The following is a 16011-nucleotide window of genomic DNA, read 5'->3' as shown; positions in this document are numbered from 1 at the left end:
AACAACGGCTAACATACCCGCTCCTCTGTCACTCCACCAACAGTTTTGCGATTCGCAGGTTTCCAAGCAATACCACTGGAACCGTCACACCCAGGAAATTCGCTAGAGAATGTCAACTGTTCTACATGACACATGTAACAATCTTCCTCAGCATATTCAAACGCTTGTATTTGTACATGTGTTGAATATTACAGGTGAGCACAATACGGAAATAAAGATCAAGAAATTTCTTTTAAATTCCCTATTATGGCTGTGGTAGCCACTTCGACGACTATGTAAATACGTACATTCAACTGGAGCGATGATAGCTTTAGCGATGGAATCGCTCCAGAACACACCGAAATGCGCCTCGCACATGCTGAAGGTCCCCGACCAGACACATTTAGATCGATATGAATGCGTCCAACACTGCTGCAACAAGGACTGGGCCTCGCTCGTGTGGCTCCGTCATGTCCCGCAACATGAGAACCGCTCCGTACTTCGAGGACGCATCAATTGCTTCGGCAAATGCCCCGTCGCGGCCCGTGGCCGTACGCTTTGAGAGAAAATGAACGTTAGGGGCTGACGATCGAACGCCACAAACAACAGCCCTCAGCCGTACAGAGGCGGATGGCGGCCAATCAGTTATTGTTTCATGTCGCCCCTTGAGCAGTAGGTAGCGGCAGGAGAGGTGACCGACGACACGAACTCGTTTTTCGAATGGGTTAAGTCGCATCAGTAGCAGTCGCCCGCGCCAGCCCCGTGCAGTCTTCTATTGGTTGAGCGGTTTGATCGTGACGTCCGCCTAGACTAGGGCTGGTTTCCAATGATATCGCCTAGAATGGGACCAAGTCGCTTCAGCTCTCATCGACCGCTTGGTACTTATGGTCGATCCAGTGGACGATTTCTGGCGCCAACCTCAGCCGAGGGACTCCGAACTTCCTATCGCGGCCTGCTCGAGACGGTCGGCGCTTGCCCAAAGCGACGCAGCGGCAAGCGTTTCCGGGAATCTGGTGCCTTGCTCGCTCGAATCTTCTGACCGCTCTAGAAACGGCTTGAGTACATTCTAATATAGTATAGTCTTCGCAAGACAACTTCCGGTTTCGAAGGCTGTGCGGCTTCGGGCTGATGCACTTCGGCTGATCTGTAGGCGGAGAGAAGCAAATGATCAAAGGTGGCGTCGCTTCCATTTACGTGACGGACATGAAACGCTCGGTTGAGTTCTACCAGGGCGTGCTTGGTTTGACATTGCGGAACCAAGTCGGAGGCGATTGGGCCGAACTCGAAGCAGGACCGAGCCTCACGCTCGGTCTGCACATCGCCCGTCCGCCCGAGACCGTGGCGGCCGGCACTGCAGGGGCTGTCAGCGTCGAGCTTCACGTCGCGGGCACGATGGAGGATGCAGTTTCCAGCCTCGCGAACCGGGGAGCGGCTATCGAGGGTGAGATCGCGAATTACGAGCACGTCCGGATAGCCATGCTGCGTGACCCCGATGGCAACGCGATCCTCCTTGCGGAACTGCTGGACTAGAAGGATTCCAGTCCGTCGGGGGAGGGACGATGCACCACAATATCCTGGCCTATTGGCGCCACTTGCAAAACCTGCCCGCCGGGCATAAGGATCTGCCCTCGCCACGCGTAAACCGCTTGATGCTGAACATGTTCGAAGGCTGGCGCGGCCAGCAGGTTTTTCCTTCGTTCGGCAGCCTCGGACATATTCGCGATCACGACGGCGAAGGAGTGATGGAGCTAACGCTGGTCGAGCGACGCGGCTTGGCGATGGCGCGCACACTCGAATTGATCTCAAGCTCTTGGGGCCACGACCGCGGCGTGTTCAAGATCGATCCCGACGAGTTGATCGTCGGCACGATGCCCCCCTACTCGGTCGGTCAAGGCAAGGAGGTGATGGACTACTTCAAGGACGACCGCGACGACCGCGACGAGCGGCTGGAGTTCGAGGCGCGCTTCCTTAATCAGTGGTCGAATTTCGGCCACATCTGTCCGAACCATGAGAAGGTCACGCGCAGGGGACTGCGTGCGATAATCGATGAATGCGTCGCATCCCGCGACACTTGCACCGACCCCGAACGCAAATCGTTCTATACTTCAGTTGCAACGGTGCTGGAAAGCGTAATCGTGTTCGCGAACAATTACGCGGCGGCCGCCGAGGGCCAGGCAGAGCTTTATCGCCGGGTGCTGCAGGAAAAGCCGAACCACCCGCAAAGTGCCGTGTTCCGCGATCGGGTCGATGGCATGTCGGCCGCCGCCGAACGGCTGCGCCGGATTCCTGCCGAGCCGTGTGAAAGCTTCACCGACGCCGTGCAGTGCATCTTCCTGATGAACTGCGCGCTGCATTGGACCGGCGAGTTGACCTCGCTCGGCCGGCTGGATCAGATTCTGCAGCCGTTCCTTAAGGCCGAAGAACTTAAAACAGGCGCGGCGCAGGTTGTGATCGACTGCCTTTGGGTCAAACTCGACCAGCGCGTGACGCTCGACAACCGGATGATTGTCGACCACTTCTCGCAGGCGGACGGGGCGCTGATGGGCGCAGGAGGTGCCAGCAATTTCGATCAGGGCGCATTGACCAATCAGTGGATGCAGCAACTCACGATCGGCGGCCTGATCGCCGACAACGAGGCAGAGCCGAAGGATGCCTGCAACGATGTCACGCGGCTCTGCCTGCACGCCGCCCGCCGCTTCCCGTTCAATTGCCCGACACTCGACCTGAGGGTTCACAAGCACACTCCAGGCGACGTGATCGATCTCGCCGCGCGCGCGTTGCTGAGCGGTGGCGCGCATCCGGTGCTGCTCAACGACGACAAGCTGGTTCCCGCGCTTCTCCGCGCGGGGGCGGGAGTTGAACTCAAGAGCGCGCGAAACTATGCCTGCGATGGCTGTTACGAGACGATCTTCCCCGGCGAGACCGAGTTCAGCTTTATCTACGTTCCCGGGGTCGATGTCCTCGAGAAGGCGCTCAACAGCGGTGCCGGCTTCGGAGCCTCGGGCAGCACGTTCCTTCGGGGAATGAAGGGTAGCTACCGCTCGTCTCCGGCCAATGAAATCGCCGGTTTCGAAGACTTCCTTGCGATCATGGAGGAGCATATCTGGCTCAATGTGAATCGCCAGATCGCCGGCTTTCTATCGGCATATGGCGCGAAAGGCGCTGTTTGCCCATCGCCGATCCTATCGGCGATGGTCGACGGCTGTCTCGAAAGCGGCCGGGACTTCTACGACGGCGGCGCGCGCTATCACATGTTCGCCCCGCTGATGACGGGAATCAGCACGGTCGCGGATTCGCTCTATGTGTTAGAGAAGCTGGTGTTCGGGGAGCAGGTGATCGCGCTCGATGAACTCGTCGCCTGCCTTCGTTCGGACTGGGGCGCGCGTTCGGACGTGGTCGGGCGCAAGGTCACGCCCGAACGGGTGGCGGAGCTGCGCGCGCTGTGTCTTGCACAGCCCAGGTTCGGCCACGGCAATAAATTGGTCGACCGCCACGCTTGGCGCCTGATCGACTCGTTTGTCGATTCAATCGAACGCGCGCTGAAGCAGCCGATGCATGCGGCCGCCCTCGCGCGGCTCGAAAGTCGATTCGCCTCGCCCGGAAAGCCGTTCAACCTGGTAGTCACGCCTGGGGTCGGCACCTTCGAGCAATATAATTTCGGCGGTAGCTTCGGCGGAGCGACTCCCGATGGCAGGCGTGCGGGCGCTCCGCTCGCCTCGGATCTTTCCGCCTCTCCCTATCCGCAGGATCTCGAACTGCCCGGTGCCACCCCGATCCCTTCGATGACGCGGGCTTTCGCCTCGTGGAACCATCGCGCGGTAACGCGCCTCGCCGACGGAGCGCCGTCCGATTTCAACATCGCCGAGGATAGTTCCCCCGAAGCCCTGACCAAGGCGATCCGCACCTTCGCCGATGGGCAGGGCAGCAACGTGATGACGGTCACGACCGCGAACCCGGCGACGCTAGCCGCCGCCGAAGCGGCGCCTGGTGACTACGACCTTGTCCGCGTGCGTATGGGGGGGTGGACGGAGTTCTTCGTCGTCCTGTTCAGCGATCACAAGCGCCATCACCGCCGCCGTCCAGTCTATCCGGTCTGACCAAGGGAGTGCCTATGCCAAAGGACCTCGACAGCATGCTCGTCCCCTTGCCGGAACCACTTTATAGCTCCCCGTATCAAAACGGCATCACCGACCCGATTTGGCCGGCCGAGTTCGATGGCGGGATGGATATTCGCCAGATCGCGGAACTGCTTGGCAAACTCAACCGTTCGGGCCGGCTGTCAGGCGATTCACCGCCCCCTCCCGGCGAAGCGGAATTGCGGGCGCAGTACATGTCCGACTATGCCGGCCGAACTGCGCGCCAAAACAATCTGACGCTGATCCGCGCCAATGTCCTGTCGAACGACCGCGCCGAACTGGTCGATATCCTCAGATTGCTCACCCAATTTGCAGTCGAGGAAATGGAGCGCAAACCGTCGATTGCCCATGTCGCGGTGTTGGAGCACATTCCGGCAAGCTACCGCGTAACTGTCACTTTCGGGTTCGGCGCCACGCTGTTCATCGACCCTGCCGGTGCCGACCGGTTTGGACTGCGCGCGCGAAAGCCGAAATATCTGAAACCGATGCCGCGGTTTCCAGGTGATGCCGCGCATTTCGATCCGGCGAAAACCGGCACCGACCTGCTGATCGCGGTTTGTAGCGACCACCCCTATGTCAACGTTGCAACTTCCCGTTTCTTCGTCGAGTTCTTCAATCGGCGTTTCCGCGAAGCCCATGCCGAAATCCCGGCGGGCCGCGATGTGCTCGATTTCGTTTCGATCGAGGAAGGCTTCGCCCGCAAGGACAAACGCGAGTTCCTTCGCTTCGATGATGGGGTCGACAACGTCCATATGGGCCCCGACGATCTCCACCGCTTCGTCTATGTTGAGGAAACCGACGGCGAGCCCGCATGGTGCGTAAACGGCAGCTATGTGGTCTACCGGAAGATCCGCGAGGACATGCCGCGCTGGGAGACGATGAAGGAGGCAGAGCAGGAACGCCATATCGGCCGCCACAAGGACTCGGGGAAGCCGTTGTCGCGGCAGGTGGAAGGGGAGGACGGGATGCTGCCGGTCTACCCTGATCCGGCTGACGCTGCCGACGGCCCGCTCAATTCGCATGTCCGCAAAGTACAGCCTCGCCGCTCCGAACCCGACCTGTTCGGCCTGCCCGATCTCGAGCGCCGGTTCGTGCGCCGCCCCTATCCCTTCTTCGACGGGCTCGATCCGGCCACCGGCAGCGTGATCAACGGCCTGCAGTTCGTCGCGTTCATGAAATCGATCCAGCAGCAGTTCGAACACGTCACCAACATGTGGCAGATGAACCCGGACTTTCCGGTTCCCGGTACTGGGATCGACGTGATGTTCGCCAATAAGATCCTCTCGGTGATTGATGGCGGCTACTACTTCTGCCCGCCCGGCCTGCGCGAGCCCGAGGATTACATCGGCGCGCCGTTGTTCGAAGGGCTGCCGGAATGGTGAGCGCGGACGCCCTCGACGCGGGCTGGATCGACGCGGCCATGGCACGGGCGTTGGCGAAGGAATCGAAGCTGACCGAGGGGCAGTACCTCCGCAGCCTTATTGAGCGTGCCAAGAAGCTTTCGCGCCCGACAATGTCGAACTATCGGGTCGGCGCCGTCGGGCTAGGCGGCAGCGGGGCGATCTATTTCGGAGCGAATATCGAACTGCCCGGCAGCGAGTTGTGCCAGACGATCCATGCCGAGCAATCGGTTGTGATCAATGCGCTGAACCACGGAGAGGCGAGGCTTGCCGCACTGGCGATTTCGGCCGCACCGTGCGGATCGTGCCGCCAGTTCCTGAACGAATTGGCGGACGCCGACAGGCTGGCGATCTGGCTCGCCCGCGACACGCCTTATTCGCTGGTGGATTTCCTGCCCGAACCCTTCGGTCCGCAGGATCTCGGCGTGATCGGCGGATTGCTTGCCCCGCAGGACAACGGACTCGAGCCGCAGGGCAGGCCCGATGCCGCCGGCAAAGCTGCGCTTGATGCGGCCAATCGCAGCTACGCGCCTTACACCAAGAGCTTCGCCGGCTGCGTGTTTGTCCTCGACGACGGTACTCTGTGGCCGGGCTCCTATGTTGAGAACGCCGCCTTCAACCCAAGCCTGTCGCCAGGCCAGACCGCTCTGGTCGGGCTCACGATGGCAGGGCGCGACTGGCGGGCGATACGCGAGGTGGTGTTGGTGGAGACCTCCGACGGTCCGGTCGATCATCGGCGGGCAGTGGAACAGCTGCTCGGCTCGCTCGGCCTGGGAATCACGCCGGCGGTCATTCTGGTCACAACAAAAGTAGGAGGAGCATAATGGCAGAGGAACGCACGGGAACGAGCTTCTATTTCTTTGATTTCGACGACAACATCATGTTCCTCGATACGCCGATCTTGCTGCGCAACAAACAGAACGGCGAGATCAAGACCGTATCGACCAGCGAGTTCGCCACGATCCGCAAGATCCTCGGCGCGCCGGGCGAGTGGGTGGATTACGAGCAGTTCGAGGATACCTACCTGCATTTCGGCGATCGCGATCCAGCAACGCTCGGACCCGGTGAAAGGCAATATCTGCTTGAGGACGTGGCAGCAACCATCGCCGGCGCCGACCAAGGCTGGCAGGCCCCGGCATGGCCGCTTCTGCAATATGCCTGCGACAAACAGCGCCCGCTTGCCATCGTCACTGCGCGGGGTCATAGCCGCGAAACGATCAAGGCGGCGATCACGCTGCTGGTTAAGGCGGGACTGTTGTCCCGCGAGCCGAACTATCTCGAGGTTTACGCGGTCAACAACCCGCAGATGAAGGCCGAACTCGCTGAGGGCCTCCCCGCCGGGCCGCGCGCCCAGTTCGATGCGGGCGGGGACGTCACTTCGGATCTCAAGCGCGTGGCGATCAATGCGATCGTAGAGAAAGCCGCGAAGGAATACGATGCCAAGCTGCCGCACCGCTTCGGAATGTCGGATGACGATCCGACCAATGTGGACCTAATCGTCAAGGCCATGTGCGATTCCAAGAAGCGCTACATGCACATGCGGTTCTTCGTCATCGACACGCACAAGAATGAACACGTCAAGCTGGAGGTCTTCCCGGCGGACTTCCCCGTGGTTGGGCATCCTTTCCCCGAACGGATATTATAACAAAGACGATACGCTATGTTCGGCCTCGCGTGGCTGCCGTCTTTTCGCGGCGGACTTCCGTTTGTCCTCAAGCGCCTGTTGCAGTGCAATGTTAATGGATTCAGTCGGATCGCGGCCCTGGGCCTGCTCGCGCCAGGAGCTCGGGGCATCCCGGAAGAACATTTCGCGCCGTGAGTTGAGGTAGGTTCCGGGGGAAAAATCGTTCTCTGTCCAGTCGTTCGTCTCCTCGAGAAACGCGCCTTCCGCATCCTTCCCCTTGCCGGCTCGGCTATTGGCCGCATCCCGGAAATAGAAGTGTTCGTGAAGCCTGAGAAACTCCGTCAGATAGATATCGGCGACCCGAGTGTCGCCCCTTATCAGGACCATGTTCTCGTCGTTGTTCTGGAGGCTGTTCTTCGAAAAGTTCGCTGATCCGGTGCAGATGAGGGGATCATCCGACAAAGGGTCGATCATTAGGTATTTGGTATGGATGAAGAAGACATTGCCGCTTTCACGGGTGTGTTCTTCCTTCCAGAACCACTCCCCGAGAGGGAAATCCTCGATGTCTATGGTCTTGGTGGCCCGTTTTCCGTCCGGAAGCGTAATCACGATTTTCTTCTTGCCTAGCACCGCGCCATAGGAGGTGGTCAACATCGGGTCGCGGCCGTTTTTGGTGAAGGCCGCAATTAGATCCGCTGGCGGACGCGATTCCATCACCAGCATGCGCAGGCAATCGCGCTTTTGCGCCAGAACCGGAATAAGGACTGGGCTGACCGTGAAAGCGACCGTGAACATCACGAGGTCGCGCGCGTCGAGTATTCGATTGCCATACCAGTACAGCATTGCGAGGTCATCCCGCGCGCAGAAAATCGGAGTCAGCGAACCGGATTCGACGACCTCTTTCGGCTGAGGCGAGATGGTCTTGTTCCCGTTCTTTACGGACGCGCCCGCCGGGTTGGTCGCTAGCAGGTCCCAGTACTTCTGATAGCGTCCGGCCAGCGTCGGATCGCGAAACAGATGACCGACATTGGACTGCCCGAGGAATCCCGACATGGTAATGTTCGTCGAGCCGGTCCAAACGGCCAGCGGCTTACGGGACTTCGAGGAGTGGATGATAAATTTGTTGTGCGGGATGGTAGGCCGAGTCCGTTCGATCAGGACTCCCGTTCCAGCTAGCTTCCCGCCGATGGCCTTCTTGTTCGCCTCAGTGGCGTGATAGATGATGCGGACGTTGACGCCCCGCTTCGCCGCGTCGTCGAACGCGTCAATGATGGGCTGATAGGTGAACTCGTAGAGGCAGGCGTGGAGCCACTCCCTTTTTTTGGCTGACTTGATATAGGCAATGCAGGCTTCGAGCAGGCCACGCGAAAGCCACCGCGTCTTGATATTGTTGATGTCAAGTACTTCGTCCTCACTCGGAGGGACGTTGCCGAATTGGCGAGCATAATGCTGGCTAGCGATCGCTCCTCGGTTGAACCAGATTCCGTGCTTGCCGTCGTCTTCGTCTTCGGTCCTGATTTTCAGTTCGATCATGCGATGTCGGTCAAGCTGAAGATTGTTTACTGGACCATACGCGGGGAATACCTCGTATTGATAATCGGTACTCGGCACCGCGCCATAGTCCGACCAGAAGAATTTCTGAATTGGGTGCTTGTCTGTCCGGAAGATCTTGAACCTGCCGTTGATCTTTTCCTTGGGCTTGGGCTCAACCGTTTTGAAAACTTTGCTGGATTGGAGCCACTTCACGCTTGTAACCGTTTCACCGTCGGGCTTCTTGAGATATTCCGTACGACGGATCGAAAAGCCTCTCAGGCCCTTTCGTGTTTCCAGATCCGCGTCGAAGGCGAGAAGTACCGAACGCGTCCCGGTGATGGCGCGAAGCTTCAGGCCGTTATTCTCCTCAAAATACCGCATGCCGTTCCCCCATGTATTTCTTGAGTTCAGTCGACGCCTTGGTTGAGTGCTGTCGACTATACAACTTTTCGCTCATTGCAGAAGCGCCCATTCGCTGCGATCACCACGACTGGTAAGAAAATCTCCCGTGAAAGGTCTGCTTGCCTCGTATGCAGGACGGTGAAATGGCGGCTTTCAGGATTCGCGCCTGCGACGTTTAACGGGGGCTGTTGGGCACGAGCGGCAAGTGAACGCATTGATCGCAAGTGTCCGCAATGAGCCGGAAGCCGGCCACCAAATCTTTGCTCCTGAAAGGGATCTGAACCCGCGCCCCCTCACCGAAGCCGGCTATATCCTTGAGCCTTGGCCGATAATGCGCTCGAAACCGTTCGGTTCGCTACGCGGGGATTCAAGGAAATTCTTGCGAGCGGAAAAACGAATATCGGCTTCGGCGCGGGTCCGCCTCAAGTCGCGCTCTGCAGCCGGGACATAGTTGGATTCGGCGATCGCAACCTTCTCGACCTCTATGGAAAGAGCCACAGATTGTGTGGCGACGATGTCCTTCTCACCATCTGACGCTTCCGGATCCTTTTCCATGCCATGGTCTCCAGTCTTGGAAGTTGGCTTTGGCGGTCATCTTCTGAGGGCGAAGAGATGGCGACACGCGGCTCGATCTCATGCAGACGATTGAAGCATACTTCCCGCCGAACGCGAATACGGTTTTTTTCTGTCATTCCATTCTGTACGAAAGAAATCTTCTTTGTTTGATTTAACGGCTTTATGAAAAGGCGCACACATCAAGTATCTCCGGCGGTTTTTGCTTGTGAGTCCGCGAATAAAATGAAACAGTTATTGCACGCCTGACGCGAAGATGGCTATCGGCTGGAGGGGGACCAGCGGCCCATGCGCCAGTGCGAAGTTTGTGCGACTTCGTCGAGCCGTAGGGGGCAGGTATGACACAATCGCTTGTAACAAGTGCGATCCCGTTCGACATCGACAGGGCCGAGCATGTCGATGCAAAGCTCAAGGAATTCCGTCCCCAGCTGTTCGGAAAAGAAGGGCCCATCCGCGGTGCCCTGCGCGACCAGGGTGTGCATTTCATGTCGATCACCGTGGTTCGTGGCGATGTTGGTGAGCCGACGTATTTGGTTTTCGAAATGTCGGTCGACGGCGAGCCGCAACACGCCTTCAACACGGTCGGCACCAAGCTGGCATCGTTCGTCAGTGAAATCCTGTCGGTGGCCGCAATTCAATCGACAGACTCGCTCAGCCAGCTTCTCGCGTCTCACCATGTTCGCACCGGACAGAGCCTATTCGATGTCCCTGGGCTCGACTTCTGCGGCACGCCTGGCATGACAGTGGCACGGATCAAGCGCGAATATCTGCTCGCTCGCGAACTCCGTTCCTATTTCGACACCCACCCGGCCGCCGGTGCGACGTTAGCCACGGTTGCGCGTGCGCGGGATTTCGTGAAAGCCAATGCCGACCTGGCATCGTTGCTGAATCCCGAGCCATTTCCCCGTCTTGCCGCCGAAGAGCCGCCGCGGCTTGATTTCGGCTTCATACTGTCTCTTGCCTTCCGGGGGCTGCTCAAGTTTTTCTGGCCCGTTCTTTTGTTGCTTGGTCTTTTCGTTGTTGCCGCAACGATCGCGGCCGGGCTTTCACAAGGCTTCGCGGTCGGAGTGATCGCCTTCTTCCTCTCGATGATCATCGCCGCCGTGGCCGTCTTGGCTGTCGTTGTGAGTGTCTACCTTGGCCTGCGCCGGCTTGAGGTCGCCAACACGCCGGTCGACACCTTGGTCAATCCGGATGTGATGGCTTCGTTGACCGACGCCGAAAATCTCAAGGATACACAGCAGAACCATCTCGCCGGCATCTCGATCATGCAGGCCGGGTTGTTGCGCGGCCTGACACTCAGGATAGCTTTTTGGGTGATCGGACAGATGGCAACGAAGCGTTTTCGGCCCGGATTTCTCGGCGATATCAGCACGATCCACTATGCCCGCTGGCTGCGATTGCCGAAGACCAATAAGCTCCTGTTTTTCTCGAACTACGGTGGTAGTTGGGAAAGCTATCTGGAGGATTTCATCACCAAGGCGTCAGGCGGCCTGACCGCGGCGTGGAGCAATACGGTCGGTTTCCCGCGCACCGAAAACCTGTTCTTCAAGGGAGCGGTAGATGGCGACCGCTTCAAGCGCTGGGCCCGAAGGCAACAACAGCCGACATGGTTCTGGTACAGCGCCTATCCACACCTGACGACCGCGCGCATTCGCACCAACGCCGCAATCCGCCAGGGACTTGGAACGGTATCAACCGAAGACGAAGCGGCGGCGTGGCTCGGACTGTTCGGCTCAAAGGTAAGACCGGCGACGTTGATCGAGACCTTTGAGGTCCAGACATTGCTTTACGGCGGCCTGAGCAAACACCCTTATTCGACATGCCTCGCGTTCAGGTTATCCGACGATCCCAAGCAAGCATGTGCCTGGCTGAAAACAATCGAGGATCAGATCACCTTTGGAGATCAGCCCCCCACCGACAAGGTTTTGATCTGCGCACTGACAGGAGACGGCCTAAGGCGGTTGGGCTTGCCGTCGGATGTCCAGAATGCATTCCCGACCGCATTTCGTTTGGGCATGGGTTCGCCGGGTCGGGCCAACCTGCTTGCTGACACTGGCGACGACCAGGCCGGGCAATGGCTGTGGGGCGGCCCTAAGAACTTGGTCGATGCCGCGCTGCTCATCTACGCAGACTCCGAGCCTAATCTTGCCGCATACGCCGAGGAGCTGATTTCAGCCATCGATGCCGCCGACGGACGGGTCATACACCGAGTCACGCCGACACCACTGCCACAGCCAAAGCCGGGTGAAACGGCGGCGCAGACTGTCCGAGAGCCGTTTGGCTTCGCCGACGGAATTTCGCAACCGATCATCAAGGGAACCCGGCGCTGGATGCGCCAGTCGGACGCCATCCATGCGGTCGAGCCGGGGGAGTTCTTGCTGGGCTATCCCGACACGCGTGGCTTCTTCCCGCCATCGCCACAGGTGCCGGCTGCGATGGACCCCGGCAACCTTTTGCCGCTCGCTGAGCCTACGCACTCACGTGACGCACTCCAGCCTGATTTTGGCAATTGCGCTGCCGCCGCGCGCGACCTCGGACGGAACGGCACGTTCCTGGTCATCCGCCAGCTTGCGCAATATGTCGATGTCTTCAACGACTATGTGAGCGAGGCGGCCAAACGCTACGCCGACCATCCAGCAGTGCCTGATCAACTCGACCCAGCGCTTTTACCGGAATGGATCGGCGCCAAGATGGTTGGTCGTTGGAAGGATGGCTCCTCGCTGGTGCGCTATCCGCACGGTCCAGCGACCAGAAAGCAGAACGGGGGACATTTTCGGCCCGACAACGATTTCCTGCCTGGCGCAGAGGATCCGCTCGGCGAGCGCTGTCCCCTCGGCGCGCATATTCGCCGCTCCAATCCTCGCGATAGTCTGGCCCCGGCCTCAAAGCATGAACTTTCAATCGTCAATCGTCATCGCATCCTGCGTGTGGGGCGAGGCTTCGACGCAGTGGGCGCCAATGATCCGGAGGAACAAAAACCCGGCCTTCTCTTCATGTGCCTCAATGCCGACATCGAACGCCAATTCGAATTCGTTCAGCAGACCTGGGCCATGGCCTGGCAGTTTCACGGATTGGAAAACGAGGTCGATCCTATCACTGGCCGTGGGGGCGGCATGGGGCGGCTAACGATACCGTCACCGCGCGGCCCGCTGAACCTGACTGGGATAAAGGATTTCGTGCGGATGCGCGGGGGAGCTTATCTGTTCATGCCGAGCAAGAGCGCGGTGCGGTTTCTCGCTCGACTTGGCAGCCATTAACGGCCGCTCAAACGCCCCAAAGCACGCGGACCTGCTGAAGCAGAATACGGACAGCACAGCGGCATCGATAACGTTCATTTCGCTGTTAGAAATAGGCCGCTCACTGCAGGACTATTCATGAAGCCGGAGGGAAAAATGCATGCTGACACGTTCGATATGCATAATGCTCATCTCGATGGTCTTGCCGATGCCGGCAGGGGCGGCGGAATTCACGCTCGGCAATTGGAATATTCAAACGCTGGTCTACCCAGGCGACCCCAAGACAGTCTTTCCCGATGACCATGTCCGCACCAGCCAAGACTATACCGACCTTAAACACTGGCGGGACGCGGTCTCCGCCGAGGTGATGTTTCTCCAAGAGGTAACAAGCCCGGCTGCGCTGGACGCGGTCTTTCCAGCAACCGAGGGCTGGGAGCATTGCATCAGCGGTCAATTCGCGGAGGCCGAGGGCCAATCCATCGCTCCAGTCTGTACCAAGAGCGGCATGACCGCCGTCGGGCCGACGACCGCGACCCGCGTACAATATCCGGCGGTGGCCTTGCGCCCGAACTCGGAGCTGAAGATTATCTCTGCAGCAGACTACAAGTCACTCGATGTCACCTTTGACGACAACGGAACGATCCGCCGGATCCGATGGGGCCTGGACGTCACGATCCAGTCGCCGGCCGGCTCGACATTGCGGGTCCTCGATGTTCATCTCAAGAGCGGATGCTTCGACGACTTCATAAGCTTCAGGCTGTGGAACACCGATCCGGCGACCGGGCAGCCAGCCAGCCGGGCATGTGATACGCTTGGACAGCAGATGTATCCGCTTCGCAAATGGATCGAGGCGCGAGAAACCGCGGGCGAAGCGTGGATGATTGTCGGGGACTTCAATCGTCGCCTCGATGCACAGCCGGGTGCGATCCCAGATGAAGTCTGGATTGCGCTGAGCGGCTATAGTGCCGATAAGACGGGTCTCGACAGGGATCCGCGGTCCGACATCCAACTCTTCCGGCAGCCATACGAAAACATGTCTACGTGCTGGCGGGAGTTTCGACAGCCAAACCCGTCCGGTATCGCTAACCCCGACACCTATAACATCCTTCCCATCGAGTTCTTCATCTACGGCACCCGAGCCGCGACCATGATCGTGCCGGATTCGGAAAAGCAATTTACCTGGCCCAACCCGACGCCGGCCGACAAGTTGCGTCTTTCCGATCATTGCCCCAGCAGCTTGACCATCAGAATGGACTAGGAGGACGGGCCATGAACAGGCAATGGAGGTGCACACTGGCCCCGATGCTGGTGGTGTCCGGAGCCCCGCGGGCGAATGCGGCGTCACCGACGATCCGGGACGAGTTCGATGCCACCAGTGTTTCCGACAATTGGTTTTCATGCAGGCGGGACGAAAACAGTTTCTCTTTCGGCAAATTGGCTGGCGACACCAGATCTGCCGCAACACAGGTCGTGAGAGCCCTGCCGCAAAACAACGTGCTGGCCTTTGCCTGGCGCCCGAAAGGCTGTGCCCGGGAGGATGGTTCCTATGACCGCGATCGCAGTGAACGCTCCGAACTATGGGAAGCGCAGAAAATCCTGGCGCCGATCGGAACCGATATTTGGTACCGGTTTGATATGTTCATCGACGACAGCATAACGCCTTCCACTGGACGATTTGTCATCGGCCAGTGGAAGCAAACGAATTCTCCGAAAGACGCTCCTGTGCTCGCGCAACGTTTCAACGGCCGCGCCTTTACCGTTTCCCTCGAGCAGGACAATGTCGATCCGGACCGCGACCCGAAGAACGTCCTCTGCCGCGTCTTCATTGCCCTCGCAAGAGACTGCCCCGGTCGAACCTGGATTCGGCACCCCACATACGCTCGTCAAGCCGGCGCAGGTCTTCTCCTTGTTGAAGACCCAGACGCTGTCGGTCGGACACGACACCGACGATCTCGCGCATGGACCAGCACCGTTGTCGCTTTCGGGCTTGACCGGCTGTGCGCAAGGGTTGTCGGTCACCCGCTACAATTCCCTGCCCGATCCGTTCGGGAAATGGACCACGATGGTCTACCACTTGCGCCTGGTATCAGACCAAACAGGCCTGATCGAAATCTGGGCCGACGGCAAAAAGATTTCCAAGACCGAGGGCACCATTGGATTTAAGCCGTTTCTGGCAAAGGAGAGCCAGTATTTCAAGTTCGGGTCGTATCGCAACCACGCGGAGTTCGAAACCGTGACGCGCCTCGACCACTTCATCCGCAGCGAGCGCAAAGAGGATGTCGATCCGGACGGCACGCTCGCGCCGCCCTGATCGATTACGCGTTGGCGCAGGGTCGTAGGCCATGCGGCATCAACGAAATAGAGCGAACCCACGGAGTAGAGGGAGAGTTCGCATGGATGATCGGAGGCTGATGGCAATGGCTACACTGAACAAACCTGCATCGCCCGGGTCATCCGACCTCTGCGAATCTTTCTCGTCACTTCCGTGTTGCTGGCCCTGCCGCCCTCTGCAAAGGCCGGAAATGCCCTCGAAAATGCGATCGAGAAAGCACAGCCTTGCCAGGCGCTAAAGGTAAAGACCGGGTTGTTCACCATCGGCATTGACCACTTCGAGAAAGTTGAAATCGAAGAACTCGCCATCGACGTTAAGGGGGATGTTGCAACAGCAAGAGCCCTAGGTTCTCTGACTTGCCGGACATCGGACGCGGCGGTATTGAACGGCAACGTTTCGGCCCGACCTAGTTTCGACGCGGAAATGAACCTCGCCACCTGCGCGGTGAACCGCCGGGAGATCAAGCTCCTTTCTGCCGGTGGGACATTCGACGACCTCGTGAAGGCACTCGGCGAGCAGATTTCTCAATCACTTGGCGATGGCCTGTCCAACGAGGCCAAGAAATTGTGCCAGTAGCACGTGCAACAGCAAGGGAGAGCTGTCAATGAGCGAAGCATCCACGGAAGACGCCGGAACGATTCTGAAGGATCCGGTCGTCCGGCTTGCCCTCATTACTCTGGCTGGGGATCGCACGCGCGCCAACAAGCTACACCGGCAAACTCCCCTTGATTGGCGACTATGTCCCTCTCAAGTTGAATGCCGTGTACTTCATCATTTTTGGTCCCATGCTTGC

The 16011-nt window shown here is 59.0% G+C and carries 11 protein-coding genes; 9 read left to right on the top strand and 2 right to left on the bottom strand.

Annotated features, from left to right (window positions below; all coding sequences use genetic code 11):
- The first annotated feature begins 1143 nt into the window (after positions 1-1143).
- Genes RHIBR816_RS0132420 through RHIBR816_RS35055 form a run of 5 tightly spaced genes read left to right on the top strand, consistent with a single transcriptional unit; the run spans position 1144 to position 7160 of the window.
- Positions 1144-1509: a VOC family protein gene (locus RHIBR816_RS0132420; RefSeq protein WP_018240748.1), complete on the top strand. Its 366-nt coding sequence runs from the start codon at positions 1144-1146 to the stop codon at positions 1507-1509.
- A 29-nt stretch (positions 1510-1538) separates the two neighbouring features.
- Positions 1539-4076, top strand: coding sequence for a pyruvate formate lyase family protein (locus RHIBR816_RS35065; RefSeq protein ID WP_018240747.1), 2538 nt, complete (start codon positions 1539-1541; stop codon positions 4074-4076).
- A gap of 14 nt (positions 4077-4090) precedes the next feature.
- Complete coding sequence (locus tag RHIBR816_RS0132410; protein WP_018240746.1) at positions 4091-5497, top strand: Dyp-type peroxidase; 1407 nt, start codon at positions 4091-4093, stop codon at positions 5495-5497.
- On the top strand, positions 5491-6339 hold the full coding sequence (cdd, locus tag RHIBR816_RS35060; RefSeq protein ID WP_018240745.1) for a cytidine deaminase: 849 nt from the start codon (positions 5491-5493) through the stop codon (positions 6337-6339). Before RHIBR816_RS0132410 ends, cdd begins: the two co-directional genes overlap by 7 nt.
- Complete coding sequence (locus RHIBR816_RS35055) at positions 6339-7160, top strand: hypothetical protein (RefSeq protein ID WP_018240744.1); 822 nt, start codon at positions 6339-6341, stop codon at positions 7158-7160. The genes cdd and RHIBR816_RS35055 overlap by 1 nt, the downstream gene beginning before the upstream one ends.
- On the opposite strand, the gene RHIBR816_RS0132395 is transcribed toward RHIBR816_RS35055, so the two are convergent.
- Together RHIBR816_RS0132395 and RHIBR816_RS0132390 are read right to left on the bottom strand one after the other, a co-directional pair.
- On the bottom strand, positions 7155-9053 hold the full coding sequence (locus RHIBR816_RS0132395) for a phospholipase D-like domain-containing protein (protein WP_018240743.1): 1899 nt from the start codon (positions 9051-9053) through the stop codon (positions 7155-7157). The genes RHIBR816_RS35055 and RHIBR816_RS0132395 overlap by 6 nt on opposite strands.
- 327 nt (positions 9054-9380) lie before the next feature.
- Positions 9381-9629, bottom strand: coding sequence for a hypothetical protein (locus tag RHIBR816_RS0132390; protein WP_018240742.1), 249 nt, complete (start codon positions 9627-9629; stop codon positions 9381-9383).
- A gap of 356 nt (positions 9630-9985) precedes the next feature.
- Here RHIBR816_RS0132390 and RHIBR816_RS0132385 point away from each other — a divergent pair, with 356 nt between their 5' ends.
- The 4 genes from RHIBR816_RS0132385 (at position 9986) to RHIBR816_RS0132370 (ending at position 15794) form a co-directional block, all read left to right on the top strand.
- Positions 9986-12907, top strand: coding sequence for a hypothetical protein (locus RHIBR816_RS0132385; RefSeq protein ID WP_018240741.1), 2922 nt, complete (start codon positions 9986-9988; stop codon positions 12905-12907).
- Between the two features lie 139 nt (positions 12908-13046).
- Positions 13047-14144 (top strand): hypothetical protein, encoded by a 1098-nt coding sequence (locus RHIBR816_RS0132380; protein WP_034817350.1) that lies wholly within the window; start codon positions 13047-13049, stop codon positions 14142-14144.
- Between the two features lie 519 nt (positions 14145-14663).
- A complete protein-coding gene (locus RHIBR816_RS38775) occupies positions 14664-15197 on the top strand; it encodes a heparin lyase I family protein (protein ID WP_245262787.1) in 534 nt (177 codons plus the stop codon).
- A 174-nt stretch (positions 15198-15371) separates the two neighbouring features.
- Positions 15372-15794 (top strand): hypothetical protein, encoded by a 423-nt coding sequence (locus tag RHIBR816_RS0132370; RefSeq protein WP_018240738.1) that lies wholly within the window; start codon positions 15372-15374, stop codon positions 15792-15794.
- Positions 15795-16011 lie beyond the last annotated feature (217 nt).

It is taken from the genome of Ensifer sp. BR816 (assembly GCF_000378985.1).
Lineage (GTDB): Bacteria > Pseudomonadota > Alphaproteobacteria > Rhizobiales > Rhizobiaceae > Sinorhizobium.
This window is presented reverse-complemented; position numbering and strand designations above follow the sequence as displayed.

What these genes read in the sequence shown, in the direction of transcription:
- RHIBR816_RS0132420 (WP_018240748.1), top strand. Translation starts at nt 1,144, where the DNA reads ATGATCAAAGGTGGCGTCGCTTCCATTTACGTGACGGACATGAAACGC.
- RHIBR816_RS35065 (WP_018240747.1), top strand. Translation starts at nt 1,539, where the DNA reads ATGCACCACAATATCCTGGCCTATTGGCGCCACTTGCAAAACCTGCCC.
- RHIBR816_RS0132410 (WP_018240746.1), top strand. Translation starts at nt 4,091, where the DNA reads ATGCCAAAGGACCTCGACAGCATGCTCGTCCCCTTGCCGGAACCACTT.
- cdd (WP_018240745.1), top strand. Translation starts at nt 5,491, where the DNA reads ATGGTGAGCGCGGACGCCCTCGACGCGGGCTGGATCGACGCGGCCATG.
- RHIBR816_RS35055 (WP_018240744.1), top strand. Translation starts at nt 6,339, where the DNA reads ATGGCAGAGGAACGCACGGGAACGAGCTTCTATTTCTTTGATTTCGAC.
- RHIBR816_RS0132395 (WP_018240743.1), bottom strand. Translation starts at nt 9,053, where the DNA reads ATGCGGTATTTTGAGGAGAATAACGGCCTGAAGCTTCGCGCCATCACC.
- RHIBR816_RS0132390 (WP_018240742.1), bottom strand. Translation starts at nt 9,629, where the DNA reads ATGGAAAAGGATCCGGAAGCGTCAGATGGTGAGAAGGACATCGTCGCC.
- RHIBR816_RS0132385 (WP_018240741.1), top strand. Translation starts at nt 9,986, where the DNA reads ATGACACAATCGCTTGTAACAAGTGCGATCCCGTTCGACATCGACAGG.
- RHIBR816_RS0132380 (WP_034817350.1), top strand. Translation starts at nt 13,047, where the DNA reads ATGCTGACACGTTCGATATGCATAATGCTCATCTCGATGGTCTTGCCG.
- RHIBR816_RS38775 (WP_245262787.1), top strand. Translation starts at nt 14,664, where the DNA reads ATGTCGATCCGGACCGCGACCCGAAGAACGTCCTCTGCCGCGTCTTCA.